The 25156-nt window shown below is 48.7% G+C and carries 21 protein-coding genes; 11 read left to right on the top strand and 10 right to left on the bottom strand.

The annotated features are described in order from the left end of the window. The 3 genes from Q1A40_RS20350 to lsrR form a co-directional block, all read right to left on the bottom strand. The gene (locus Q1A40_RS20350) at positions 1-414 is read right to left on the bottom strand and encodes an ASCH domain-containing protein (protein WP_300004654.1); all 414 of its coding nucleotides are present in this window, start codon (positions 412-414) and stop codon (positions 1-3) included. A 128-nt stretch (positions 415-542) separates the two neighbouring features. Then, positions 543-2117 (bottom strand): autoinducer-2 kinase, encoded by a 1575-nt coding sequence (lsrK, locus tag Q1A40_RS20345; protein WP_300004575.1) that lies wholly within the window; start codon positions 2115-2117, stop codon positions 543-545. Positions 2118-2160: 43 nt separating this feature from the next. Then, on the bottom strand, positions 2161-3132 hold the full coding sequence (lsrR, locus tag Q1A40_RS20340) for a transcriptional regulator LsrR (RefSeq protein WP_300004572.1): 972 nt from the start codon (positions 3130-3132) through the stop codon (positions 2161-2163). A gap of 226 nt (positions 3133-3358) precedes the next feature. On the opposite strand from lsrR, the gene lsrA reads away from it, so the two are divergent. The 6 genes from lsrA to lsrG are packed head-to-tail and all read left to right on the top strand — an operon-like array spanning position 3359 to position 9090. Next, positions 3359-4846: an autoinducer 2 ABC transporter ATP-binding protein LsrA gene (gene lsrA / locus Q1A40_RS20335; protein ID WP_300004652.1), complete on the top strand. Its 1488-nt coding sequence runs from the start codon at positions 3359-3361 to the stop codon at positions 4844-4846. Beyond that, positions 4843-5877: an autoinducer 2 ABC transporter permease LsrC gene (gene lsrC, locus Q1A40_RS20330; protein ID WP_300004569.1), complete on the top strand. Its 1035-nt coding sequence runs from the start codon at positions 4843-4845 to the stop codon at positions 5875-5877. Before lsrA ends, lsrC begins: the two co-directional genes overlap by 4 nt. Then, the gene (gene lsrD, locus Q1A40_RS20325; protein WP_300004567.1) at positions 5878-6879 is read left to right on the top strand and encodes an autoinducer 2 ABC transporter permease LsrD; all 1002 of its coding nucleotides are present in this window, start codon (positions 5878-5880) and stop codon (positions 6877-6879) included. A 1-nt stretch (position 6880) separates the two neighbouring features. Then, positions 6881-7900, top strand: a complete 1020-nt coding sequence (gene lsrB, locus Q1A40_RS20320; protein ID WP_300004565.1) for an autoinducer 2 ABC transporter substrate-binding protein LsrB — start codon at positions 6881-6883, stop codon at positions 7898-7900. A gap of 12 nt (positions 7901-7912) precedes the next feature. After that, positions 7913-8797, top strand: a complete 885-nt coding sequence (lsrF, locus tag Q1A40_RS20315) for a 3-hydroxy-5-phosphonooxypentane-2,4-dione thiolase (protein WP_300004562.1) — start codon at positions 7913-7915, stop codon at positions 8795-8797. Positions 8798-8799: 2 nt separating this feature from the next. Continuing rightward, positions 8800-9090 carry a (4S)-4-hydroxy-5-phosphonooxypentane-2,3-dione isomerase gene (lsrG, locus tag Q1A40_RS20310; protein WP_300004560.1) on the top strand — a complete coding sequence of 97 codons (291 nt, stop codon included), beginning with the start codon at positions 8800-8802 and terminating at the stop codon, positions 9088-9090. A 51-nt stretch (positions 9091-9141) separates the two neighbouring features. On the opposite strand, the gene Q1A40_RS20305 is transcribed toward lsrG, so the two are convergent. The 6 genes from Q1A40_RS20305 to Q1A40_RS20280 all read right to left on the bottom strand — a co-directional run bounded on the left by Q1A40_RS20305 (position 9142) and on the right by Q1A40_RS20280 (position 16730). Continuing rightward, the gene (locus Q1A40_RS20305) at positions 9142-9714 is read right to left on the bottom strand and encodes an HdeD family acid-resistance protein (protein WP_300004558.1); all 573 of its coding nucleotides are present in this window, start codon (positions 9712-9714) and stop codon (positions 9142-9144) included. Positions 9715-9891: 177 nt separating this feature from the next. Next, positions 9892-11397, bottom strand: coding sequence for a glycine betaine/L-proline transporter ProP (proP, locus tag Q1A40_RS20300; protein WP_300004556.1), 1506 nt, complete (start codon positions 11395-11397; stop codon positions 9892-9894). Positions 11398-11954: 557 nt separating this feature from the next. Continuing rightward, complete coding sequence (locus Q1A40_RS20295; protein WP_300004553.1) at positions 11955-12776, bottom strand: alpha/beta hydrolase; 822 nt, start codon at positions 12774-12776, stop codon at positions 11955-11957. A gap of 37 nt (positions 12777-12813) precedes the next feature. Continuing rightward, positions 12814-14439, bottom strand: coding sequence for an MFS transporter (locus Q1A40_RS20290; protein ID WP_300004551.1), 1626 nt, complete (start codon positions 14437-14439; stop codon positions 12814-12816). Then, on the bottom strand, positions 14426-14848 hold the full coding sequence (locus Q1A40_RS20285) for a DoxX family protein (RefSeq protein WP_300004548.1): 423 nt from the start codon (positions 14846-14848) through the stop codon (positions 14426-14428). The genes Q1A40_RS20290 and Q1A40_RS20285 overlap by 14 nt, the downstream gene beginning before the upstream one ends. A gap of 4 nt (positions 14849-14852) precedes the next feature. Further along, entirely contained in the window at positions 14853-16730 is a 1878-nt protein-coding gene (locus Q1A40_RS20280; RefSeq protein ID WP_300004545.1) for an amidohydrolase, read from the bottom strand. 229 nt (positions 16731-16959) lie between these two features. Here Q1A40_RS20280 and Q1A40_RS20275 point away from each other — a divergent pair, with 229 nt between their 5' ends. Genes Q1A40_RS20275 through Q1A40_RS20255 form a run of 5 tightly spaced genes read left to right on the top strand, consistent with a single transcriptional unit; the run spans position 16960 to position 24200 of the window. After that, positions 16960-17655: a hydrolase gene (locus tag Q1A40_RS20275; RefSeq protein WP_300004542.1), complete on the top strand. Its 696-nt coding sequence runs from the start codon at positions 16960-16962 to the stop codon at positions 17653-17655. A 53-nt stretch (positions 17656-17708) separates the two neighbouring features. Next, positions 17709-17957, top strand: coding sequence for a DUF1427 family protein (locus Q1A40_RS20270; protein WP_300004539.1), 249 nt, complete (start codon positions 17709-17711; stop codon positions 17955-17957). Then, a complete protein-coding gene (locus tag Q1A40_RS20265; RefSeq protein WP_300004537.1) occupies positions 17951-18205 on the top strand; it encodes a XapX domain-containing protein in 255 nt (84 codons plus the stop codon). The genes Q1A40_RS20270 and Q1A40_RS20265 overlap by 7 nt, the downstream gene beginning before the upstream one ends. Before the next feature lie 41 nt (positions 18206-18246). Then, complete coding sequence (locus tag Q1A40_RS20260) at positions 18247-18633, top strand: response regulator (RefSeq protein WP_300004534.1); 387 nt, start codon at positions 18247-18249, stop codon at positions 18631-18633. Beyond that, complete coding sequence (locus Q1A40_RS20255; protein ID WP_300004532.1) at positions 18630-24200, top strand: AAA family ATPase; 5571 nt, start codon at positions 18630-18632, stop codon at positions 24198-24200. The genes Q1A40_RS20260 and Q1A40_RS20255 overlap by 4 nt, the downstream gene beginning before the upstream one ends. Positions 24201-24245: 45 nt before the next feature. On the opposite strand, the gene Q1A40_RS20250 is transcribed toward Q1A40_RS20255, so the two are convergent. Further along, positions 24246-24863, bottom strand: coding sequence for a response regulator (locus Q1A40_RS20250; protein ID WP_300004529.1), 618 nt, complete (start codon positions 24861-24863; stop codon positions 24246-24248). Positions 24864-25156: the final 293 nt, after the last annotated feature.

The raw sequence follows: 25156 nt of genomic DNA, 5'->3' as shown, positions 1-25156 counted from the left end.
TTAAAATACTTCAATCAGCTCGAATTCTTCAGCCACTAGCTCCATCGTTTCACTAAAGCTGCCCTCTCTCTGGAAGAATTCCTGGTGGGCTTGTTGCCAGTAACGAAGGCTAAGGTCGCCTTCACCTTCTTTCCGGGCGTGCTCCTCAGTGACATCGCAGAAGCGAACGAGGCGTAAAGCGACCAGGCGGATCGCGCAGACTGGCTTACCCTGGCCGTCGAGGATAATGCTATAGCTGCCAATTGAGGGCGGTTGTTCTTCATTCTGTAACGAGGCGAGTGAACCGCAGCTGGCGGTTTTGATACCTTGACTCACCAGTGCAGCCAGCTCGTCAGCCAGTTCAGGGCTGTCACCAAATGCCCATGACAGGGCACCTGGATATTTGATGATTAAACTCTCGGGGATGCTCACGATAAAATCCTGTCAGGGGAAGGTTTAAAATATGGCGCCAGCATATAAAAAAACAGCATCTCAATCCACTGACTGGCCGGCGTCTGAGATGCTGTTGCTGATTAAATAATCTGTCTTTTTTCGATAGCCTGTCAGGCTCTGCGTACCAGTCCTGGCGCTTGCCACATTGAAGTCGTTAAGCCGCTGTCGACCAGGGAAAGCTGCCCGGCGTAGACTTTCAGCCACTTCTGTTTCATTTCATCATAGAGTGCGCGATGTTCCGGATTGGGCTGGTACTCTCGTTCCCATTGCACCAGCTGTTCACCACTTTCGGCCAGTGAGCTAAATAAACCTGCGCCGACACCGGCGGCAATAGCACAGCCTAAGGCGGTAGCCTCTTTTACCATTGGAACACGTACCGGCAGTCCAGTGACATCACTCAGGATCTGGCTCCATAAACGACCTTTCGAGCCTCCACCTGCAAATACCAAGGAGTCAAACTGTACCCCGGAGAAGTTAGAAATTAATTCAAGGTTACAGGCTGAGACGATGGCGGCATTCTCTTCCAGTGCGCGGAATAGCGCCGCCTTATTGCATTTTTCGGGATCAATCGAGAGGTTAATAAACGAGGGGGCAGCGTGATACCAGTGTTTAAAATGCATGGCATCAGAGAAAATCGGCATAATGCCGTGTGCACCAGCGGGAACCCGGCTGGCCATATCTTCCATCAGCGCATAGGTATCAATACCCAGTCGTTCGGCAATAAGTTTTTCTTCTGCGCAAAACGCGTCGCGGAACCAGCGCATGGTCAGACCGGTGAAAAAGCTGATCGACTCGGCTTGTACCATGCCGGGGATAACATGAGGATTAATGCGAATATTCATTTCAGGATCGGTTTTAATCGCCGGAAGATTAACCACTTGCTGCCAGAAGGTTCCCCCCAGTACTGCCGTTTGTCCCGCGCGTACCACACCTAACCCTAAGCAGCCTAACTGCACATCACCACCGCCCATGACGACTGGAGTATCCACTTGCAAGCCGCTTTCTTCTGCCGCAGCAGGGGTAACATGTCCCAGCACCGTGCCGGTTTCTCTGACCGGAGAGAGCATATCCGCCCGAAGTCCGGCCATATCCAGCAGGGAAGGGCGCCAGTCACGGGTGGTCAGGTCAAGCATGCCGGTGGTGCCGGCGTTGGAAGGGTCCACCGCCAGTTCGCCGGAGAGTTTGGCGGCCAGCCAGTCACTGATCATGGTCATGGTGGCGGCTTTACGGTAAATATCGGGGCGATGATGAGCCAGCCATAACAGGCGCGGCATAGCACTTAAGGCCAGCGTCTGACCTGAAATATGGTAAACCTCTGATTCAAATTGAAAGTCGTGAATTTCTTTCAGTTCACTGACTTCCCGACTGGCACGGGCATCGACATTCGCGCAGGCCCAGATAGGTTCCCCATTGGCATCATATAAAACGATGCCTTCACGCATTGAACAACAGGCTACTGCTTTGATTTCCCTGGCGCTAATCGCGGCTTTTTGTAGGGCTTCACGAATACATCGACAGGCCAGTTGCCAGTTAATATCGAGTGAGAACTCCATCGAGCCCGGAACATCTACCAGGCTTAAATGTTTCCATTCTGCCTGGCCTACTGCTATCTGCTGGCCATCAGTATCAAAAATAACCGCACGGATACTGCCTGTTCCGGCATCTAACGCAAGGAGATAACTCATTCGCTGACCTCTTATGTTTTACGCGGCGGCGCTGAAGCTTACGTTATTCCATCAATGCCAGTACCGCCCGCGCTGTTTCTTCTTCCGTCACTAGTCCGTTGATATAACGCCCGGTCAGTGCGGCATAGATAGCATTGGCTTTATCTTTACCGCCTGCGACACCAATGATGGTCGGAAGCTGCGCAAGGTCATGAAGCCGAACACCCAGTAACTCACGATGAATTTCCAGTTCTTCCACCAGGCTGCCGTCAGCTTGCAAGAAGTAGCCGAGGATATCGCCGACAGCACCTTTACGGGCGTACATCAATTGTTCCCCTTCGCTGATATACCCCGATCGTAAAATCGTGGCATCACGTCGCTGATCGATAGCGCCGATCCCGACGACAGCAACATCAGCCGCCATTGCAGCCAGAATAACGTCTCTTACGCTGGCCTCTTTTCTGAGGATCTCCGCGACGTCCGGTGAAGACACACGTAAGGGCGCCGGGATCATGCTGACACTACAGGCTGCATCCAGCTGACTGACGCCTGTCATATAGGGGCCGACACCGCCGGAAAGCGTCACCAGCCGAATTTGCTGCGAACCAATAAAACCACTCAAATGCTGCAAACAGTTCATGGTGGTTTCGCCAAAACCGACGGCTAACAGCTGACCTGGCTCCAGAACCCCCATCAGTGACTGAGCAGCGCCGATCCCAAGCCTGGTGCTCATTGGTGGCGTATTGTGAGCAGGTAACACACGCGCCAGCTTAAGATTAAACCGTTTTTGTAGCTCGGTTTCTAAAGCCAGGCAGCCTTCGTAGCGCGAGTTTATCTGTACGCGGATCACTCCGGACTGTCGCCCTTTCTCCAGCAAGCGAGAAATTTTAAGCCGTGGCAAACCAAGCCGTTCACCAATGTCATTCTGAGTTAAGCCATCGTGGTAGTAAGACCATGCCACCCGTGCCAGTAACTCTTCTTCTGCCATGGGTAACCCATAAAGCTGACTCTCTTCCGTTGCTCTTTTATCACTCATAAATGAACTCTTATCTTAATTTAGAACAATTGTTCTTAATCGTCTGGAAATAAAATGTGAAGCGTGTGGCAAAAAGGATCTTTTTAATCTTAATGAATCGTAGATTATTTTTTTAAAAGATTTGTGATCCTTGTCCGGTTGTAATTATAACTCTTAGCCTACTATTTTGAACATTATTAATTTAAAAATTCTTTTGTTCAAATGCGGAGGCGAGATGCCCAGCACCATGCCACTGATTCAGGTACATAAAGTCGGGAAGCAATTTTCCGGTGTTAGTGTATTGAAAGGTATCGATTTTATGCTGCTTCCGGGCCAGGTTCATGCCTTGATGGGGGGAAATGGCGCAGGAAAATCAACGCTGATGAAAATCATTGCCGGGGTGGAAACTCCCGACAGTGGCGAATTAGAGCTCCACGGTAAGCGTTATTCACGCCTTAAACCGGGGCAGGCTCATGAGCTGGGGATCTACCTGGTACCGCAAGAACCGATGCTGTTTCCTAACCTGACAGTGCAGGAGAACATCTTATTCCGTCTGCCACGTACCGCAGATTTAGTTCAGCGCCTGCAAGAGAAAATGCGTCAACTGGGATGCGAGATAGCCTTATCTGCCGCCGCCAGCACTCTGGAGGTAGCCGATCAGCAAATGGTAGAAATTCTCCGGGGCCTGATGCGTGATGCGCGTATTTTGATCCTCGATGAACCTACTGCTTCACTTACCCCCGGCGAAACTGAACGTCTGTTCCGCCAGATCCGTGCCTTACAGGCGTTAGATGTCGGCATTATTTTTATCTCGCACAAGCTGCCGGAAATTCATCAGATAGCCAGCCATATCTCGGTGATGCGTGACGGAGCGGTTGTGTTACAGGGGGAGACGGCCTCCTTTAGTGATAAAGAGCTGATTAATGCCATGACACCGGCTTATCGCCAGCATGAATTAAGCGATACGCAAAAGCTGTGGCTTGGGTTGCCAGGCAATCGGCGGACAGAACCCCAGGATTCACCGGTACTGCGTGTGGAGGAGTTGACCGGGGAAGGATTTATCAATCTCAGTTTTGAACTGCATGCGGGAGAGATTGTGGGGCTGGCGGGATTAGTCGGCTCGGGTCGTACTGAACTGGCCGAAACACTCTATGGCCTGCGTCCGGTACGCCATGGTCGGGTGTTTCTTGAAAGTCAGGAGATAACGCATAGCAGTACCAAATCCCGGCTGGACAGTGGACTGGTGTATTTGCCCGAAGACCGCCAGGTTTCAGGATTATTTCTCGATGCCTCAATTCGCTGGAATACCGTGTTGTTCAATGAACCGGACCTGTGGCTACAACCTAAACGTGAAGCTGCCATTGTTGAGCGTTATCACCGGGCGTTAGGAATCAAATTAAATCATGCGGACCAACTGGTGCGGACACTTTCGGGAGGTAATCAACAGAAAGTGCTGCTGGCCCGCTGCCTGGAGGCTAATCCACTGTTGCTGATTGTTGATGAACCCACGCGTGGGGTCGATGTTGCCGCCCGGGCTGATATCTATCAGTTAATTAAAAGTGTCGCTAAACAAAACGTTGCTGTCTTGATGATCTCAAGCGATTTGGATGAGTTTTCTCCGCTGGCCGACAGGGTTTTTGTTATGCATCAAGGGGCAATGAGCGGTGAATTACAGCGTGCAGACATCACGGTCGATAGCATGATGGCGATGGCTTTTGGTGGAGGTAATGCATGAAGAAATGGCTTAAAAATCGTGAACTCAGTGCCTTTTTGGCGATTGTGGCGCTGTTTGCCGTGCTGGTGGCGATAAACCATAGTTACTTCAGTGCCCAGACGGTTGGCATGATCTTTAACAGCGCTCAAATTCTTATCCTGTTGGCGATGGGCGCCACTCTGGTGATGCTGACGCGTAATATTGATGTTTCCGTTGGCTCCACCGTGGGGTTGTCTGCCATTGCTGTCGGGGTGGCACTCAATGCCGGCTATAGTCTGCCACTGGCGATGTTATTTGCTTTAGCTATAGGCGGACTGGCCGGCTTCTTTAACGGCGTACTGGTCGTCTGGCTGCGTATTCCTGCGATTGTTGCCACGCTGGGAACACTCGGCTTGTATCGCGGAGGCATGTTGTTATGGACTGGTGGTAAATGGATTGAAGGGTTGCCTCCCAGTCTGAAGTCACTCTCTGAACCGCTTATTTTTGGCGTCTCACCTTTCGGTATTCTGGTCATTATTATTCTCGGGGTTGCGGCCTGGCTACTGGCAAAAACGGCGTTTGGTCGGGACTTTTATGCGGTGGGCGATAACCTGGCGGCTGCACGTCAGCTGGGAGTGGCAGTCAATCGTACCCGTTTATTGGCTTTCACCTTTAATGGTTTGTTTGCTGCCCTGGCAGGCATTCTGTTTGCCTCACAGATTGGTTTTGTGCCCAATCAAACTGGTAGCGGGCTGGAAATGAAAGCCATTGCAGCCTGTGTGCTTGGCGGAATCTCTTTACTCGGGGGAACCGGAACCGTGATTGGTGCGTTCCTCGGCGCTTTCTTTTTAACGCAAATCGATACCGTACTGGTGCTATTCAAGCTCCCTGCCTGGTGGAACGACTTTATCGCCGGTCTGGTGCTGTTAGGTGTGCTGGTGCTGGATGGGCGTTTACGTCAGGCCTTAGTTCGTAACCAGCGTGCACAAAAATACAGCAGATTTGTTCCCCCTGAGTCGGAGGTTAAGAGCACCGCCTCCTTTCCTCCAGAAAAGAAAAAGGAGGTCGCGTAAATGAAACGTCGTCTTAACTGGGAAACTACGTTGCTGCTGTTGCTGGTGGCAGAGATCCTGTTATTCGGAGCACTTAATCCACGCATGCTGAATATCGATACGCTGCTCTTCAGCACCAGCGATTTTATCTGCATCGGCATTGTGGCCCTGCCTTTGACGCTGGTGATTATCAGCGGCGGGATTGATATTTCACTCGGCTCTACTATGGGTTTGTGTGCTATCGGACTGGGCGTAATGATGCAGGCGGGCTGGCCATTACCGGTGGCGATTATCTTCACCCTGGCGCTCGGTATGCTCTGTGGTTTTATCAACGCAGCCTTAATCAATTACACGGGAATTAGTCCGTTAGTTATCACGCTTGGCACGCTGTATCTCTATGGTGGCGCGGCGCTGTTGCTATCCGGCATGGCCGGGGCAACGGGCTATGAAGGGATTGGTGGATTCCCGGACGCTTTTACCCAGTTTGCTAATTTCACGCTGTTAGGGCTGCCGGTTCCGCTGGTGATGTTCATGGTCATTACCTTGTTATTTTGGCTGCTGACTCATCGTTCACGTTTTGGCCGCCATATTTTTCTTATTGGCCAGAATGCGCGTGCTGCCCGCTATGCCGGTATGCCTGTCAACAATATGTTGTACGGCATTTATGGCCTGGTGGGGCTGGCATCGGCAATTTCGGCGGTGATCCTCGTTTCGTATTTTGGCTCAGCTCGCTCCGATCTCGGACGCGATCTACTGATGCCTGCGTTGACCGCAGCGGTATTAGGTGGAGCAAATATCTATGGTGGGTCGGGATCAATTTTAGGAACCGCACTGGCAGCACTGCTGGTGGGGTATTTACAGCAGGGACTACAAATGGTTGGCATCCCTAATCAGGTATCGAGTGCGTTGTCCGGTGCGTTACTGATTGTGGTGGTCATAGGTCGTTCGGTGAGTTTACACCGCGAAATGATTCGGGCGGCATGGCGTCGTCTGCGCGGGCAAAGAAAATTAACAGGAGCTTAGTATGAAGCAGACAGCAAAACACGCACTGAAACTGAGTGCTCTGATTTTGGCGACCCTGGTGACCACGGCCCAGGCCGCAGACAGAATTGCTTTTATTCCCAAACTGGTGGGCGTAGGTTTTTTCACCAGTGGCGGAAATGGCGCACTACAGGCCGGTAAAGATTTAGGGGTTGATGTCACCTACGATGGTCCGACAGAGCCGAGTGTTTCAGGTCAGGTTCAGCTGATTAATAACTTCGTTAACCAAGGGTACAACGCGATCATTGTCTCTGCAGTATCACCGGACAGCCTCTGCCCGGCGCTGAAGCGGGCAATGCAACGTGGCGTTAAAGTTCTGACCTGGGACTCGGATACTAAACCGGACTGTCGCAGTATCTACATCAACCAGGGGACGCCACAGCAACTGGGCAGTATGCTGGTAGAAATGGCCGAAAAGCAGGTCACTAAACCGAAAGCAAAAGTGGCATTTTTCTATTCCAGCCCGACGGTAACAGACCAGAATCAGTGGGTTAAAGAAGCGAAGGCGAAAATAGAGAAAGATCACCCTGAGTGGGAAGTGGTCACTACGCAATTTGGCTACAACGATGCCACTAAATCGCTGCAAACCGCTGAGGGTATTCTGAAAGCGTATCCGGACTTGGATGCGATTATTGCTCCTGATGCCAATGCTCTCCCGGCCGCTGCTCAGGCCGCAGAAAATCTCAAACGTAATGATGTGGCGATTGTTGGTTTCAGTACTCCCAACGTAATGCGTCCTTATGTGGAACGCGGGACAGTGAAAGCATTTGGCCTGTGGGATGTGGTTCAGCAGGGAGAAATTGCCGTCAATGTAGCGAATACCTTACTGAAGAAAGGCGATCTTAATGTCGGCGATGTGGTGGAAGTTGAAAAAATTGGGCCACTGAAAGTGGAGCCTAACAGCGTGCAGGGCTATGAATATGAAGCCAAAGGTAATGGCATTGTGTTGCTACCAGAGCGTGTTGTTTTCACTAAAGAAAATATTGATAAATATGACTTTTAAGAGGATGAGTTAATGGCAGATCTTGATGATATTAAAGACGGAAAAGATTTCGGTATTGGTCGTCCTCAAAAGAATGAAGCATTTTATCTGAAAGGCTGTGGCTCGCTGGACTGGGGAATGCAGTCCCGTCTGGCGCGTATCTTCAGCCCAAAAACCGGACGCACTGTGATGCTGGCTTTTGATCACGGTTATTTTCAGGGACCGACTACCGGGCTGGAACGTATCGACTTGTCGATTGCGCCGCTCTATCAGGAAACGGATGTCCTGATGTGTACCCGCGGTATTTTACGCAGCGTGGTGCCGCCAGCAACTAATAAGCCTGTCGTGCTCCGTGCTTCCGGAGGAAACTCGATTCTGACTGAACTCTCCCGGGAAAGCGTTGCGGTTACCATGGAGGATGCACTACGCCTGAATGTCTGTGCGGTTGCCGCCCAAATCTATATTGGCAGCGAATATGAGCATCAGTCGATCAATAACATCATCAAACTGGTCGATGAAGGTTCTCGTTACGGTATTCCAACCCTGGCAGTCACCGGGGTGGGTAAAGATATGGTGCGAGATGCTCGTTACTTCTCACTGGCAAGCCGTATTGCCGCTGAAATGGGGGCACAGTGCGTTAAAACCTACTTTGTTGATGAGGGTTTTGAAAAAGTGGCCGCCAGTTGTCCGGTGCCGATTGTGATTGCAGGAGGGAAAAAACTCCCGGAACGGGAGGCTCTGGATATGTGCTTCCGGGCTATCGACCAGGGAGCTGCTGGCGTCGATATGGGGCGGAATATTTTCCAGTCAGAAGCGCCTTTGGCGATGCTGCAGGCGGTGAAAAAAGTGGTACATGAAAATATCTCTGCTCGTGAGGCTTACGAATTCTGGCTCGAGGCTAAACATCAGGAAGGTTAAACATGAATGTGACGCTGGTAGAAATTAATATCAAGTCTGAATATGTCGACGATTTTTTAGATGTATTCCGTGCCAACCATGAAGGGGCTATTAAGGAGCCCGGGAATTTACGCTTTGATGTGCTGCAAGACCCGGATATTGCGACGCGTTTTTTTATTTATGAGGCATACCAGGATGATGAGGCGGTACTGGCCCATAAAAAAACGCCACATTACCTGGCTTGTGTTGAAAAGCTGGATCATATGATGTCGTCGGCGCGTAAAAAGCAAACCTTTATTGGGTTGCTGCCTTAAATTTTCGATGATTAACAAGGGGAAATATTCCCCTTGTTAATATCGCATCAATTAACGATCGGAACGGAACAGGCTGGCAATCTGGAAGATAGCAAAAGAACTAAACAGCAGCTCAATACCCACCACAACGGTGACCAGCGTAAACGACATATCAGGATTAGCCGTTATCAGCATCACCGCAATCACCAGGTCCAGTACCCCGATAACGATCTGCAACCATGATCCATTGGCTCCTTTCATCCTGAAGCCGACAGACAGACGAAGAATACCGCCAATAGCAAACAGCACTGCCAGCATCATCGACATAGTCACAATGCCGACTACGGGATCAGTGATAAACACATACCCCAGAATAAAGTAGGCAATGCCCAGCAGAATGCTGCCCAGCATCGGCAGGAAGTTATGGCTACGGTTGATGACCATGCCGCTAATTAACGCCACGCCACTAAGAATAAACAGGAATCCTACCAGAGTACTGAGTGCAGCACCTGAGGCAAAAGGATTAATCAGACAGAAAATGCCCCCCAGCAGCAGCAAGAAAGCAACGATCAGCATTAAAGTACGCTGTTTTTTTATAAAGTCTGGATCCAGATTCAAGAGTTTTTTGCGATCGATATTTAGCATGAGTAGTACCTTATCGGGTGCGCTGTAAAACCCCGTCCTGCAGGACGGGGGGATATCAACCTCTGTTGGTCCTGCTTACAGAATAGTCTATCCGGCTCATAACAGTATTGCATTGTGATAAATTAAAACGACAAAGCCTGGAGAAAATACCCCAGGCTTTGCTTATCCGCTGATAATTTATTCGTTAATACGTGGATGTTGATCCACTAAGCGGGTCCGTTTTTGTTGTAACTCTTCAATCTCTTTGTCTAAATCTTCAATCTTCTGCTCGATATTGTCGTAGTGTTCCTGCACGATTTCTCGTGCTTCTTCAATATCAGAAGCTGCCGGGGTTGCCCCTTTTAACGGTTTATTCGCTGTTTCTTTCATGGTGATTGCGGTGATAAGACCGACAACAGCAACGACCATCAGATAATAGGCTGGCATCAATAAGTCATTAGTTGCCTCAACCAGCCAGGCTGCCGCAGTAGGCGTCAGACCAGCAACCAGTACCGAGATATTAAAGGCACTGGCCAGGGCGCTATAACGGATATGGGTTGGGAACATGGCGGGCAGAGTCGAGGCCATTACCCCGGTGAAGAAGTTCAGCAGCACTGCCAGCATTAACAGGCCAAAGAAAATCAGGACAATAATGTCACTGTTAATCAGCATAAATGCCGGAATTGACAGGAAGAACAGGCCAATACTACCCATAAAAACAAATATGCGACGACCATAGCGGTCACTAAGTAAGCCGATAATCGGCTGTACGAACAGCATACCAATCATAATCGCGATAATAATCATCACCCCATGATCTTCGGAGTAATGCAGATTATGGGAAAGATAGCTTGGCATATAGGTGAGTAGCATATAGTAGGTGACGTTGGTGGCAATCACCAGACCGACACATACCAGTAAATTACGCCAGTGTTTTGTGACGATTTCTTTAAAAGAAACCTTCGGACCTTCAGCCAGTCCCTGACGATCGTCTTTCTCCATTTTTTCGACATGCTGCTGGAACGCCGGGGTTTCTTCCAGAGCATGGCGGAGATAAAGACCAATAATACCCAGTGGCAGTGCGATGAAGAACGGAATACGCCAGCCCCAGTCAAGGAAGTTTGCTTCGCCGACAATCGATGAAATCAGAACAACAACACCTGCGCCACAGACAAAACCGGCGATAGAACCGAAGTCAAGCCAGCTTCCCATGAAGCCACGTTTTCGGTCTGGCGAGTATTCCGCGACAAAGATAGAAGCACCGGTGTATTCCCCCCCCACCGAGAAGCCCTGAATCATTTTTGCCAGTAACAGCAAAATCGGCGCCCAGATGCCAATGCTGGCATACGAGGGTATCAGGCCGATGGCGAAGGTACTCAGGGACATAATGATGATGGTTATCGACAAGATTTTCTGACGACCATATTTGTCGCCAAGCATGCCGAAGAATACGCCACCAAGTGGGCGGATCAGAAAGGGAACAGAGAAGGTACCGAGGGCGGCGATCATCTGTACACTTGGGCTGGCATCAGGGAAGAACACTTTCCCCAGCGCAAAGGCGACAAAGCCGTAGACCCCAAAATCGAACCATTCCATCGCATTGCCTAAAGAGGCCGCGGTAATGGCTTTTTTAAGACGCGCATCATCAATAATTGTGACGTCACTGACCTTAATCGGTCTGGCTTTCTTCTTCCTTCTTAACATATTTTTTTTATCCTCAATATTTCTTTGTACAAGTACAAGCTCATCCTTGAGGTGTCTTGTTTTAGTTCCGTCCAGGTTAGAATCTTAGTTGATATTCCATCAATATTATTGGGTCATTGAATCTGAGGAGGCGCTAAGTTTAAAAAATAGTAACAGTGATAAATTATTTTTTTTGTTACTAAATAAGCGAATCCGTAAAGACACATTAATAATTATAATCTGTGATAAGTATCAAATTTTTGACATAAAGTAAAATTTTGTCACATGGAGTTCGCTTTTTGGAAGCGTGAATAACTGGCTTATTGGGTATCAGGCAGTTCTTGTCACCGCTCGTCTGCTGAAGGGATGGCATGAATTCATTTTAGACGATGAAAGTCACTTTCGTGTTGGGAAGTGTTCTTAAAAATGAGGGCGCCTTACCTGAAAAAAGACCGGCCTACTGGCCGGTCAAGGAGTAGAAGCTAAACCTGGTGAAAAACTGACACGCAGTAGTGCTACGTGACAGTGATTTTTCACAAGTAACAGGAAGGAAAACGCAATAATTCTGTTTTCAGCATTTACAGCGATTTGAGAAATGCCAGCAAATCTGCATTCAGCTGCTCGGTGTGTGTCACTGCAAAACCGTGCGGAGCATTATCATAGACTTTCAATTCTGCGCCACCGATCATTTCGGCAGCGAGTTTTCCTGTGGTTTCAAACGGCACCACCTGGTCATTGCTACCATGAATAACCAGGGTAGGGACGTCGATTTTTTTCATATCAGGGCGGAAATCGGTCTCTGCGAAGGCTGTGACACAATCAATGGTGCCTTTCAGCGATGCCAGCAGGGCGATATTCAGCGTCTGGGTTAAGGCGCCTGCGGAAACGGTCTGACCAGCATTTGTACCATAAAAAGGCGTAGCAAAATCACTGATAAACTGCGCGCGATCTTTGCGTAATCCCTGGCGAATGCCTTCGAATACCGTCTGATCAACACCCTGAGGATAATCCGCAGCTCTGCCAAAAATAGGTGTTACTGCACCCAGTAATACCAGGCTATCGACGCGAGAGCTACCGTAGTTGTTAATATAGCGAGTGACATCGCCGCCGCCCATTGAGAAACCGACCAAAGTAATATTATGCAGATCGAGATGCTCAATCAGATCATGAATATCTGAGGCAAAGGTATCGTAGTTATATCCTTCCCAAGGTTGATCCGAACGACCAAAGCCACGGCGATCGAAGGCGATAACCCGATACCCATTTTCAGCAAGGAAATTCAGCTGACTGTCCCACATATCTCCATCCAGCGGCCAGCCATGGCTGAACAGTACGGGTTTACCCGTGCCCCAGTCTTTGAAGTAGATTTGTGTTCCGTCCTGCGTTTTGAATGTGCTCATGTCCCATCCTTATTCATATTTAACGAATTAATACAACTTATTCAGGTGCTACGAGATAACGTACCTCTGGAGCTTCAGCACTCTGGTGGAAGCTTAAAACGCGTGTCTGAATTTTTTGATCGTTCATGGTGTAACGCTCCCGTTGGCGAAGATGCTCTACCCAGGAACCGACCACGAAATTCTCAACAAATACGCTAGGTTGCAGCATGTCTTCATAAATCGCCCAGTTTGCGGCGCCACCACGGCGTCTGACACGACGCATATCTTGCATACAGACTGCAAAAGCGTGGGCGTCATCGGGGCGAATTAAATAGTAATAGCTGACCATGACAGGACCCCGATGATGCTGAATTTGTAATTCAGGCAAAGGATCATGAGTTGTACTGAGGTCGAGATTCAGATCTGGATCTTGATCAATTCTCCAGCGTAATACCGTTAAGATCGCGGCCAGCATACCCAAGGTGGCAAGGGTCAGAGAGGCCGGGATACCGAAGAGCGATGCCAGTTGGCCCCAGATAGCGCTGCCTGCTGCCATTGAGCCAAAAAATACTGTCAGGTAGACCGCCAGAGCACGAGCTTTAACCCATTTTGCCGCACTACGTTGTGCGCCAAAATTCAGTGTAGAAAGCACCACTATCCATGCAAACCCTGTGAAGAATTCAAACGCATTCAGCAGCCAGAAATGGCGAATAAACGCCAGTGCGAGCATGGTTATGGCAAACATGATGCTGGCCAGAACCATTAATTGATCCGGATTAAAGCGTTTACGCAGTCGGGGAAGTAACAGCGCTCCACAAATTGCCCCTACGCCAATACAGCCCAGCATAATGCCGTATCCACCTGGGCCTAAATTCAGTTCCCGCCTTGCTACCAGGGGGAGTAAGGCCCAGCCAGCACTGCCAAACATAAAGAAGGCCACGGTACGTACCAGAACATTACGCAGAACAGGAGCATTGTGAACGTAACGGATCCCTGCCCGTACTGCCGGAAAAAAATGTTCCGGAGGAAGGCGTTGTACGCTGGGTTGCGCCTTCCAGACATAGAGCACAATAAAGACGCCCAGTACTGAAAGTGTATTAAGCAGAAATACCACCCACGGACCGGCAAAAGACAGAATCAGACCACCGAGAGCAGGCCCGATGGCACGGCTGATATTGATGCCGAGGGAGTTCAGGGCGATAGCGGGCCCCAGTTCCTCTTTGCTGACTAAATCCGGCACGATCGCCTGAAAAGGAGGAGAGCTCATCGCTGCCCCTGCACTAAGCAGGAATGTGGCAACCAACAGCACCATCGGCGTAACCATATCCGCCCAAGAAAGAAAGGTCAGGCCGGCCGCCGCGATAAATACCCAAATCTGGGAAAACAGCAGATATTTACGTCGATCGACAATATCTGCCATGACGCCAGAAGGGAGAGCGAACAGAAACATGGGAAGACTGCTGGCCGCCTGCACCAATGCAACAGAGAGCGGATCTGCGCTCAACGTCAGCATCGTCCAGTTCACGCCAACATCGCTCATCCAGGATCCGACATTGGAGACCACCGTGGCAATCCACAGCATGCAGAATACCCGCTGGCTTAACGGTTGCCAGGGGGAAACGTTCACGGGTGCAGGGACAGGGCTGGTTTCCTGAATATCATGTACGTCATTAACCTGCGCCATGTGATACCTCGGATAAGCGATCGCTAAAAATGCGCCAGCGGCCAGGACCAGTAAGGGCCAGAGTGGTAAAAATAATCAGCAGTAACCAGCCAAACTGTCCTTCAGCGATACTCCAGTCAGGATGAACGAACAGCATCGCGACCAGTAATACGCCGATAATGGGTAGACAGGCCAGGCGGGTAAAGAGACCCAGCAGGATAAATAATGGGCATACCACTTCGGCGAAAATTGCCGGTAATAAGCTCATATAAGGACCGAGGCCAAAGGGATCCTCGATACGCGTCAGTTCCTCACTGAAATGAAAGATTTTTGGCAGCCCGTGAACATGAAGTAACAGCAGGCAACCGGTCAGTCGCAGGAAGAACAGCCCCGCATCAATACGGGGCGGCTGTGAGAGTAAATTTTTCATAGGATCAGAAGGCGAAGCAGCTGCAGCCGAGTGCGCCCCAGAAGGCGTTCTCTTCGGAAACCGGTAAATTAGCTCCGCGAGCAATATCATGTGAGTGACTGTGTACGCCACACGGACCGCTACAATGGTGAGCTTGCTGCGACATTCCTACACGAGTGTTTGCTGCTGGTGGAGCACTACGATAATGACCCGGTACTGTCACTACAGGGGACCAGTCTGGTAGCACTGGAATTGATGGCGGCGCTTCTGAACTGAACGAACCTGCGGCATAAACGATATTACCGTCAACAACGGTGAGGACTGACTCAATACCTTTGATTTCTTCTTCCGGTACGGTGAAGTAATCCTTACTGAGCACGACAATATCCGCAAGCTGACCGGTTTTAATCTGACCTTTTTTACCTTGTTCGCTGGAGAACCAGGCGCTCCCTTGAGTCCATAGCATCAGGGCAGTATCACGGTCGAGGCGCGCATTGACATCATACATTTGCATGCCGCCCACAGTACGACCCGATACTAACCAATACAGTGCAGTCCAGGGGTTATAACTGGCCACACGAGTGGCATCGGTACCCAGCCCAACCGGAACACCGGTTTCCAGCATACGCGCCACGGGTGGCGTGTGACGAGTGGCTTCAATACCGTAACGCTCGGCAAAGTATTCACCCTGGAAGGCCATACGATGCTGGACAGCAATGCCGCCACCCAGTTCTTTAATACGATCAAGGTTACGCTGAGTGACGGTTTCAGCATGGTCGAAGAACCAATGCAGTCCGTCGAAAGGAATATCACGATTCACCTTTTCAAACACATCCAGCATACGGCTGATAGATTCATCGTAGGTCGCATGCAGGCGGAATGGCCAGCGATGCTCAACCAGATGACGTACTACACGTTCCAGTTCATCTTCCATTCCTGGGGCGAGATCCGGACGCGGTTCGAGGAAATCTTCAAAATCAGCGGCGGAAAAGACCAGCATTTCACCTGCACCATTGTGGCGGAAATAATCACTGCCCTGACCCGGTGTCAGCATATCCGTCCATTTCTCGAAGTCTTCCAGTTCATGGCCCGGACGCTGGGTAAACAGGTTGTAAGCGATACGGATAGTCATCTGCTTTTTCTCATGCAGTTCGGCAATGACTTCGTAATCTTCAGGATAATTTTGGAAACCGCCGCCTGCATCAATCGCGCTGGTGAGGCCCAGACGGTTAAGTTCACGCATAAACTGGCGCGTAGAATTTACCTGTTGCTCCAGAGGTAATTTTGGACCTTTAGCGAGGGTAGAGTAGAGGATCATGGCGTTAGGGCGTGCAATCAGCATTCCCGTTGGGTTGCCATTGCTGTCGCGCTGGATCTCTCCGCCAGGAGGGTTAGGGGTATCTTTGGTATAGCCGACGACTTTTAAGGCGGCGCGGTTTAGCAAGGCACGATCGTAGAGGTGCAGGATAAAGACCGGCGTATCTGGAGCCGCTTCATTGATTTCATCAAGCGTAGGCATACGGCGTTCGGCAAACTGAAACTCACTCCAGCCGCCGACAACGCGAACCCACTGGGGAGATGGCGTGCGCAACGCTTGTTCTTTTAGCATGCGCAGAGCATCAGTGATTGAAGGAACCCCTTCCCAGCGTAATTCGAGATTGTAATTTAATCCGCCGCGGATCAAGTGTAGATGAGAGTCATTCAGGCCAGGTATTGCGGTATTTCCTTTAAGGTCGATAACCTTCGTTCCTTCGCAGTGGTACTGCATAACATCGGCCAGGCTGCCGACTTCGAGGAATTTACCCTCCCGAATAGCCACTGCGGTTGCAATTGGATTGCCGCGATCAACGGTATGGATCCGGCCGTTGGTCAATATGAGGTCTGCTTTACCTAAAGTAACCATAAAATCTCCTGAATAAGATGCTGGCAATGGGGCAGGAATGAATGCGAAAAAGAATATCCCGCTGATATTGCAGCTAAGCGTAAGGGAATTATGTTCAGGAGCTTTGGAAAGCGTCTAGTTATACAAAAGGATAGGTATACTTTTGTATAATTATACTTATAGATAATAGTTCGAAATATTTAAGCTTCTTACACTGGGCCCTGACATTCATCTCAATGGGCAAAACAAAATGACAACCAGTAAACTTGAAGTATTGACTCCACAAAACTGCCAAATCATTTTCATCGACCAACAACCACAGATGGCTTTTGGTGTGCAGTCCATCGATCGCCAGGTACTGAAAAATAACGTCGTTGCGCTGGCAAAAGCGGCAAAAGTTTTCAATATTCCCACCGTATTAACCACCGTTGAAACGGAAAGTTTCTCCGGAAATACTTTTCCTGAACTGCTGGATGTCTTCCCTGGACTGGATATTCTTGAGCGTACTTCCATGAACTCATGGGATGACCAGAAAGTGCGTGATGCGCTGGCTGCCAACGGTAAAAAGAAAATTGTTGTTTCAGGCCTGTGGACTGAAGTATGTAACAACACCTTTGCACTCTGCGCCATGCTGGAAGGTGATTACGAAATCTATATGGTCGCTGATGCATCCGGCGGCACCACGAAAGAAGCACATGACTATGCTATGCAGCGTATGATTCAGGCGGGTGTTATTCCTGTAACCTGGCAGCAAGTGATGCTGGAGTGGCAACGTGACTGGGCGCACAGAGACACTTATAACGCCGTGATGGATATCGCTAAAGAGCACTCAGGTGCTTATGGTATTGGCGTTGACTATGCATACACCATGGTTCACAAAGCCCCTTCTCGTCAGAAGAGTGAGCACCGTACTCTGGCTCCGGTTCCGGCACCTGTTCGTAAATAAGTCATTCAGGCGGGCCATTTATGGCCTGCTCGTTTCTCTTGTAAGGAAGGTTTATGAACCCGTTACTCATTTCTCTGGCCGCAGGCGTTTTGATCGGTCTGATTTATGCCCTGCTTAACGTTCGTTCTCCCGCTCCGCCTGCTGTTGCTTTGGTTGGATTACTGGGCATGATCGTGGGAAGCACTTTGGGGGGGAAATTAGCCCATGCGGAATCCGCTGTCTTGATTAAACCTGAGAAGCAAATAACCTTGACTCTTGAGAGTCACTCCGTTTCTGTTAAACAGGCGCGCCTGCCATGTTAAAAACTTATGCTGTTTCATTGTCCGTGGGGATTTTAGCAGGCGTTATTTATGCCATAATGGATGTAAATTCTCCTGCTCCCCCTGTGATTGCGTTACTGGGTCTGTTTGGCATGTTGGTGGGTGAACAAATTGTTCCGCTTTGCAAACGCCTGATTAAACGTCAGCCAGTCAATATTGCTTGGTTCCGTCACGAGTGCGTCCCTAAAATAAGTGGTACACCGCCACCTTCAGACGACAAAAACTCTTAAAGATAAGCCTCAGGGAGCGAATACTCATTAAGGAAAACAGCATGCAGCTGTTGCAGTGTATCGTCATTGTTGATGATGAGCGTTCTGTGCGCCGTGGCCTGACGAATTTACTTCAGTCTGAAGGCTACGTAACCCGGGCATTTGAGTCGGCAGAGGCACTTTTAACCGATAGTTCTGGGCTGCATGACGCTGCACTATTCATTATTGATGTTGAGCTCCAGGGGATGTCGGGTTTTGAACTCTTTAAAGAGTTGGTTAAGCGTCTTGAAAACCCACCTGGTATTATCATTTCCGGTAATGGCGATGAAAATATGCTCTGGTATGCAATGAGCTTAGGTGCGCTTGCCTTTATGCAAAAACCTATCGATATCGATTTACTTTGTGAATATATTCGCCAGGAATTTCAGTCGCGGGGAATTTGCCCATGAGCCATCTTCTCCTGTCATTAGATATTGCCGATGACACGGCATTTGTGCTGCCTGAAGATACCGCCTGTACTCATCTCGCCTATAGCGATAACGTGGAATGGCTGGAATGCCGCCTTGCGGTTTCCGGCGAAGTTTTTGTACTCGCCACTGCTGCTTGCGAAGAAGCCACGTTGCAGGTGACTCAGCTACTTAAAAATGAGTATGCCTTACGCACGAGCTTGACGGAGAGTTGGGCGTTAAAACCGTTAAGATATACGTTTTATCGTGATCGTTACGCGCTTATTTATAGCCATTTCAGGTATCGAACACTGGTGGATTCTTTGCCCAAACCGCTGGCCGATATACCGCAGTTTATTCGCCATGCGGTGCTGATGTGTCGGGCTCTTAGTCAGTTGCATCAGTGCAATATCGTACATGGTAATATTAAGCCAGCTAATTTTTTCTTTACCAATGAAGAAGATATTCGGCTTGGTGGTTTTTGTCTGTCGTTTTTGGAAAACGATGCACAACCGCATATTCGCTCCCCTGCTGCAGGGGGAACCTTAGCTTATATGTCACCAGAACATACCTCCCGGACACCTCACCGTGTCAGCCGTATGAGCGATCTCTATAGCTTAGGTATTGTGTTCTATGAATTACTGACAGGTAAACTCCCTTATGGGAGTGCTGATGGCGGGGTAGCAGAATGGATACACCATCATATTGCCTCCGAAGCACGTCCACCTCATACCCTGTGCCCAGATATTCCCCTCATGCTCTCCTCGATTATTTTGCGCTTACTGGCAAAATTACCTGAGCAACGTTACCAAAGCATTGAAGGAGTATTGGCTGCTCTCAAACATTGTGAAGCCAGTTTAGAGCGTGGTGAAGCGCCAGACGCATTTGAAGCTGGCTTACAGGATGTACAAACATCCCCCCTTTTGTCAGAAGTGTTGTTCAGCGAGCATGCTCAAGCCCCCGAATTGTTGGCCGCATTTGAAGAGGTATGCAGCAGTGGAAAACACTGTATGGTGGCTATCAGCGGTGCGGTGGGCTCTGGTAAATCTTCGCTGATTGCCTCCGCACTCAAGCCATTGCGTGAAAAAAATACCTTACTGACGGTGACGAAAGCGGATCAGCACTCACCGATTTTACCCTATGCGGTATTCACCTCAGCAGTACGTTCGCTCATTCTGCACTTATTGGGACTACCTGCTGAAGAGATGTTGTGCTGGAAAATACATATTGCACGTCAGCTCGGGGGCTATGCCGGGTTAGCCGTGAGTCTTGTCCCAGAGCTGGGCATTTTACTTAACCAGAAAGAGACCGTTCGGGCTGATGACTACTCACTCGATGCGCGAAACCGTTTAAATCTTGTTGCTTGCAACTTGGTGAGAGCCTTTATTGCGCCAGGCAGACCGTTGGTTATGGTGATTGATGATGTGCACTGGGCCGATCAAGCAACCCAGCAGATGTTGCAAAATCTTTTGCGAACCAGTGAAGACAGTCCCTTATTACTGGTGATTTCATATCGGGATTATGCGTCATTACCTTGCCCGAGCCTGGCTAACAATATCGACCGTATTCGTGCCTGTGCAGCACGTATTATTGATATCACCCCTGAGCCATTATCGGTCAACAATATTGCTACCTGGCTGGCCGGAATTTTCTATACCAGCAGTACGGAAACGGCCGAACTTGCGCAGATTATTCATGAAAAAACAGCGGGTAACCCGCTTGCGACGCGTGAGTTCTATCGTCAGACGGTACAGGATAATCATATTACTCATTTTGCATCTTATCAGTGGACGTATAATTCTCAGGCTCTGCGCAATAGCCATTACACCACCAATGCCACTGCCAATGTATTACAGCAATTACAGCTACTTGTACTACCAGTCCGTCAGCTATTAGGCCAGATAGCCTGTATTGGGAGTACAGGTAATCTGGCGATTGTGAGCAACATTCTTAATATGGCTTCTGACCATATTCAATCAACGCTATTACCAGCCATTGCTGCGCGACTCATTTTTCTGAGTGACGATAACCATTACGCTTTTATGCATGACAATATGCATGAAGCTGCATTGAATCTTATTAATTCCGAAGTGAAAGACCATTTTCACTATGCTGCGGCAATCTACTATATGCAGGAAGCGAGTGACGATATTTCGCATGTTGCTCTCTTTAACGCGGCTCACCACCTGATTAACCTTAACAATAGAACGCTTTTGCTGCCTAAGGCTGGCGAGTTCTGTGGATTACTTCTACAGGCTGCGCAGAAAGCAAAAATGATGGGCGATTACGTATTGGCGCTACGCTTTTTACAAACGTCACGCGATATTAATGCTATTTCGGGTGGTGAAGAGAACGGCGTGCTGCTATTTGAGCAAGCAGAATGCGAATTTTTAAACGGTAATTTATCGGTAGCACTGAGGTTGAGTTCAGATCTTCTGACGGCACCAGGCGGGATGATGGGCAAGATCGAAGCCGCGACGCTCATTGCTGAAATCCATATGCGCCAATCAGATAGCCAGTTAGCGCTGGAGACAGCATTATCCTGGTTGGCGGTATTTGGTATTTATTTGAACCGTTTCCCGGACAAAGCTGAATGCGATAAGGCAAGGCTTCTTCTGAAAAAAGCGGTGGGAAACAATCCTTACCAGCGTTTTCGTTCGTTGCCACGACTGAACTGTCAGAAAACAGAAGCGGTGATGAATCTACTGGCAAGTGCCAGCACGTTTGCCATTTTTATCAGCCCACGCCTGCAATTTATGATTTTATGCCAATTGCTCCATTTGACGATGGCCAAAGGGATCTGTGGTGCTTCAACGTTGGCGCTTTCCTGGTACGGTATCGCTTGTGGCGATCAGTATGATGAATATAGCCGGGGATTCTCAAGCGCACTACTTGCTCGTGAGTTGGTACATAAACACGACTTTGTCAGTTACAAAGCCCGAACCTTAATGCCGCTGGATCAAGTCAGTGTTTGGACTATGCCCCTGACTTATGCCATTGAATGTGCCAAAACAACCTTTGATGTCGCCGTTGAGATTGGGGACCACACATCAGCGTGTTTAGTCCTGCGCCACTTGACCATGAATTCATTAGCGCGTGCGGATCATCTTGACGGCGTGCAAATTTCGATAACCCGACGCCTGGCCTATGTGCGAAAAGCCCAGTTTCATGACGTCGAAGTTATTCTGGAAATGCAGCAGGATTACGTCATGTTTTTGCGCCAGCCAAAAGGCGACAAATTTTCCGGTGAGCATTTCGTGCCGCCAATGATGGGGGTAAAAACGGAGAGAAATATTGTTGAACCGATATTTCTGATGCAGTTTTGGGGAAGGCTTTATAAAGGGATGGCGTATTTTTTTGCCGGGGAATACACCGAGGCGAGTAGACAATTTGCAGATGCTGCACCATTTAGCGATCGTGTACCCGGGCATATACATATGCTCGATTTTCATCTCTACAGTGCACTTTCACTCTCTGTTCCTCTACAGCCTGAGAATTTGGAGCCCTCCCGTCTGCGTCAACTGCAATGTCATCTGGATAAAATTGTGACCTGGACTACTGAAAATGCGGGGACTTTTTCAGACAAAGAGGCGCTGCTTCGTGCCGAGCTGTTAAGACTGGAGGGAAAAACAAGCCAGGCAATGGAGCACTATGAAAAAGCCATTGCATTATCGCACCGTGGTCAGTTTCATCATATTAATGGGTTAGCCTGCGAGCTGGCTGCACGTTTTGCTGCGGCTCAGGATATGGCATTTGCCGGAGAGGCTTATATCAAAGGCGCCTTGATGGCATGGGAACGTTGGGGAGCTATTGCGAAAGTCAGCCAGCTTGAAGCGCGTTATCCCCATCTCATGACTCAACATGCGCCAACGGCATTAAGTACCGTGACGTTTGAGCAAAGTTCAGCGGTGAGTGACTTACAGAGCATGGTCACAGCGATGAGAGCGTTAACGGAGGAGATAAACCTCGACCGCTTGATCCATATTTTAATGGTGATGTTGGTTGAGAGAGCAGGGGCACAGCACTGTATCTTGATTCGCTTACTTGACGGAAATGTGCCTGAAATACAGGCCCGAGCCTCTTCTACGATCGAAGGGATCAAAGTTAGGGTGGTGAAGGAAATACCGCTTGCAACCGATCTTCCGTTATCAGTGCTATCAGCCGTTATCCGTACAGGACAAGAGATCCGCACCGGTCGGCCCGAAGTATTCAGTCCATTTAGCCAGGATAAGTATTTAGTTGCATCTGGAGCCGCTGTCATGTGTGTCCCAATGTTCAGGCAGGCGAGGATGGTGGGGGTGCTCTATCTGGAAAATCGACTGATGCCCGATGTTTTCACCGCCGAGCATTCGAGGATTGTTTCAATGTTAGGGGCACAAGCTGCCGTTTCTCTTGAAACAGCGAGTCTGTATGCCGAATTATTGGAAGAGAATATCCAACGCCGGAAAATTGAAAAGCAGTTACTGGCCAGTCAGACATCATTGATGCTTGGAGAAAAAATCAGCAATACCGGAACCTGGCACTGGTATCTGGATCAGGATATTCAGCTAATATCAGATGAATACAAACGTATAATGGGACTCCCCCCTGAACAGACTCGTACTTCGATGGTTGAATTTCAGAGTCGGGTGCACCCTGATGATATTGTTAACCTGAGAGCGCTGATTGAAAACAGTGTCGAGAAAGGTATCAATATGCAGTCTGAATTCCGCATAATTCGTGATGATGGTGAATGTCGCTACATTAAAGGTATTGGCGAGCCATGCGAGAATTGGCCTGATGTAGCCGAGTATTTTGGCACACTGACGGATATTACCGTTCAACGTCAGTCCGAGGATGCGGTCAGAATTGCACAGGCTGAGCTGGCCCGCGTTGCCCGTGCGACGACGGTGGGGCAACTGACTTCTTCTATAGCCCATGAGATTAATCAACCGCTAATGTCGATTGTTGCCAATGCAGGTGCCAGCTTGCGTTGGTTAAAACGTGGTCCTGAAAATTTGGATAAAGCCAGCCTGAGTATTGAGGAAATTATCAAGGAAGGGCAGCGTGCCGGGGAAATCATTCGTGGTTTGCAGTCATTAACTCGCAATAATACTTCTGAATTTCGCCCGGCAAAATTACACCAGTTGGCGCGTGATATTCTGGCGTTGTCACGTCTTGAACTGGAACGTCGTCATGTCTCTTTAGAACTGGATGTGAAAGCAGAATGCGATGTCATTTTTTGTGACAGTGTGCAGATTCAGCAGGTACTACTGAATCTCGTCATCAATGCTATTGAAGCCATGGCTGATAACTCGGGTGCGCGTATCCTGCGTCTGAGCTCATTTAATCCGACACCTGATGTTATTCAGGTCGCGGTTGCCGATAACGGTATCGGTTTATCGGCAGCGGTTATTGATAAAATTTTTGATTCTTTCTATACGACCAAAGCGGAAGGTATGGGAATGGGATTGACTATCAGCCATGAAATTATCAAACGCCATGGAGGAGTGCTGAGTGCAGAAGATCGTCAAACCGGCGGGAGTGTATTCTTCTTTACCTTACCGGTCATTGAAGAGATAGCGTCATGACACTTTCCTCCTACACCATCTGTTGCAGGAGGGATTGAGGCGTTCTCATTCTTTATCTTTGATAAGATTAAGTTTATCAGCTGCTCTGACCAACTCTGAAACAGAACGTACGGACATTTTTTCCATTACTCTGCGTTTATGCACTTTTGCCGTTATTTCGCTAATCCCCATTTGATCGGCAACTTGCTTGTTTAATAAACCACGAGTGACAAACTGCATTAACTCTTTTTCACGTGGCGTTAACGAAAGATAACGTTCTGTAAGTACCAGTTTTTCTTGTGAAACTTTATGACTTTTGTCAGCTAATGCCAGCGCTTCAGACACCACTTGCATAAGCTCATCTGGCATAACGGGCTTGGTAAGAAACTGAAAAGCACCGGCTTTCATTGCCTTTACCGTGATAGGAATAGTACCAAAACCCGTTAAAAAAATTGTGGGGATAGCATAACCTCGTTCAGTAAGGTTTTGAGAAACATCAAAACCGTCCATATCCGGCATATTCAGATCAACAATTAAACAACTCGGCATACTGTATTGAGATTGATGTAAAAATTCGGTAGGAGAGGTAAAAGTCGATATCTGGTAACCCTCTGAACTTAGAAGATTACGCAATGCAGTAATGACAGATTCATCATCATCAACAATATAAATTATTTTATCCATAACAACTCATTCAGAATCCGTCGAGCGCTATTCATCATATCCGGGGGAAAAGATTAATAACACGGTGTTCCTTGTGTTGCAATTTCCTCATATATGAAAAAAATATTCCAACACCAGAACGATGTAGCCATATGTTTTTGTGTGTATCTTTTTGTATCTTTATTATTTGTTGAGATATGACAGGTACATTTTTTATCCGGAAAATTAGAGAGATAAACCTTATTGACCTTATATATATTAAGGTTTATAGGGTGCGTTTATACCCGTCGTACTTCAAGTTGCCTGGGGGTTGC

Source organism: uncultured Cedecea sp. (genome assembly GCF_947498825.1).
Taxonomy (GTDB): Bacteria; Pseudomonadota; Gammaproteobacteria; order Enterobacterales; family Enterobacteriaceae; genus JGM124.
Note: the sequence above shows the minus strand (reverse complement) of the source record. Positions and strands in the feature narration are given on the sequence as shown.

What these genes read in the sequence shown, in the direction of transcription:
- Q1A40_RS20295 (WP_300004553.1), bottom strand. Translation starts at nt 12,776, where the DNA reads ATGAGCACATTCAAAACGCAGGACGGAACACAAATCTACTTCAAAGAC.
- lsrG (WP_300004560.1), top strand. Translation starts at nt 8,800, where the DNA reads ATGAATGTGACGCTGGTAGAAATTAATATCAAGTCTGAATATGTCGAC.
- Q1A40_RS20285 (WP_300004548.1), bottom strand. Translation starts at nt 14,848, where the DNA reads ATGAAAAATTTACTCTCACAGCCGCCCCGTATTGATGCGGGGCTGTTC.
- lsrA (WP_300004652.1), top strand. Translation starts at nt 3,359, where the DNA reads ATGCCACTGATTCAGGTACATAAAGTCGGGAAGCAATTTTCCGGTGTT.
- Q1A40_RS20280 (WP_300004545.1), bottom strand. Translation starts at nt 16,730, where the DNA reads ATGGTTACTTTAGGTAAAGCAGACCTCATATTGACCAACGGCCGGATC.
- Q1A40_RS20270 (WP_300004539.1), top strand. Translation starts at nt 17,709, where the DNA reads ATGAACCCGTTACTCATTTCTCTGGCCGCAGGCGTTTTGATCGGTCTG.
- Q1A40_RS20255 (WP_300004532.1), top strand. Translation starts at nt 18,630, where the DNA reads ATGAGCCATCTTCTCCTGTCATTAGATATTGCCGATGACACGGCATTT.
- Q1A40_RS20265 (WP_300004537.1), top strand. Translation starts at nt 17,951, where the DNA reads ATGTTAAAAACTTATGCTGTTTCATTGTCCGTGGGGATTTTAGCAGGC.
- Q1A40_RS20260 (WP_300004534.1), top strand. Translation starts at nt 18,247, where the DNA reads ATGCAGCTGTTGCAGTGTATCGTCATTGTTGATGATGAGCGTTCTGTG.
- lsrC (WP_300004569.1), top strand. Translation starts at nt 4,843, where the DNA reads ATGAAGAAATGGCTTAAAAATCGTGAACTCAGTGCCTTTTTGGCGATT.
- lsrR (WP_300004572.1), bottom strand. Translation starts at nt 3,132, where the DNA reads ATGAGTGATAAAAGAGCAACGGAAGAGAGTCAGCTTTATGGGTTACCC.
- proP (WP_300004556.1), bottom strand. Translation starts at nt 11,397, where the DNA reads ATGTTAAGAAGGAAGAAGAAAGCCAGACCGATTAAGGTCAGTGACGTC.
- lsrD (WP_300004567.1), top strand. Translation starts at nt 5,878, where the DNA reads ATGAAACGTCGTCTTAACTGGGAAACTACGTTGCTGCTGTTGCTGGTG.
- Q1A40_RS20275 (WP_300004542.1), top strand. Translation starts at nt 16,960, where the DNA reads ATGACAACCAGTAAACTTGAAGTATTGACTCCACAAAACTGCCAAATC.
- Q1A40_RS20250 (WP_300004529.1), bottom strand. Translation starts at nt 24,863, where the DNA reads ATGGATAAAATAATTTATATTGTTGATGATGATGAATCTGTCATTACT.
- lsrF (WP_300004562.1), top strand. Translation starts at nt 7,913, where the DNA reads ATGGCAGATCTTGATGATATTAAAGACGGAAAAGATTTCGGTATTGGT.
- lsrK (WP_300004575.1), bottom strand. Translation starts at nt 2,117, where the DNA reads ATGAGTTATCTCCTTGCGTTAGATGCCGGAACAGGCAGTATCCGTGCG.
- Q1A40_RS20290 (WP_300004551.1), bottom strand. Translation starts at nt 14,439, where the DNA reads ATGGCGCAGGTTAATGACGTACATGATATTCAGGAAACCAGCCCTGTC.
- lsrB (WP_300004565.1), top strand. Translation starts at nt 6,881, where the DNA reads ATGAAGCAGACAGCAAAACACGCACTGAAACTGAGTGCTCTGATTTTG.
- Q1A40_RS20305 (WP_300004558.1), bottom strand. Translation starts at nt 9,714, where the DNA reads ATGCTAAATATCGATCGCAAAAAACTCTTGAATCTGGATCCAGACTTT.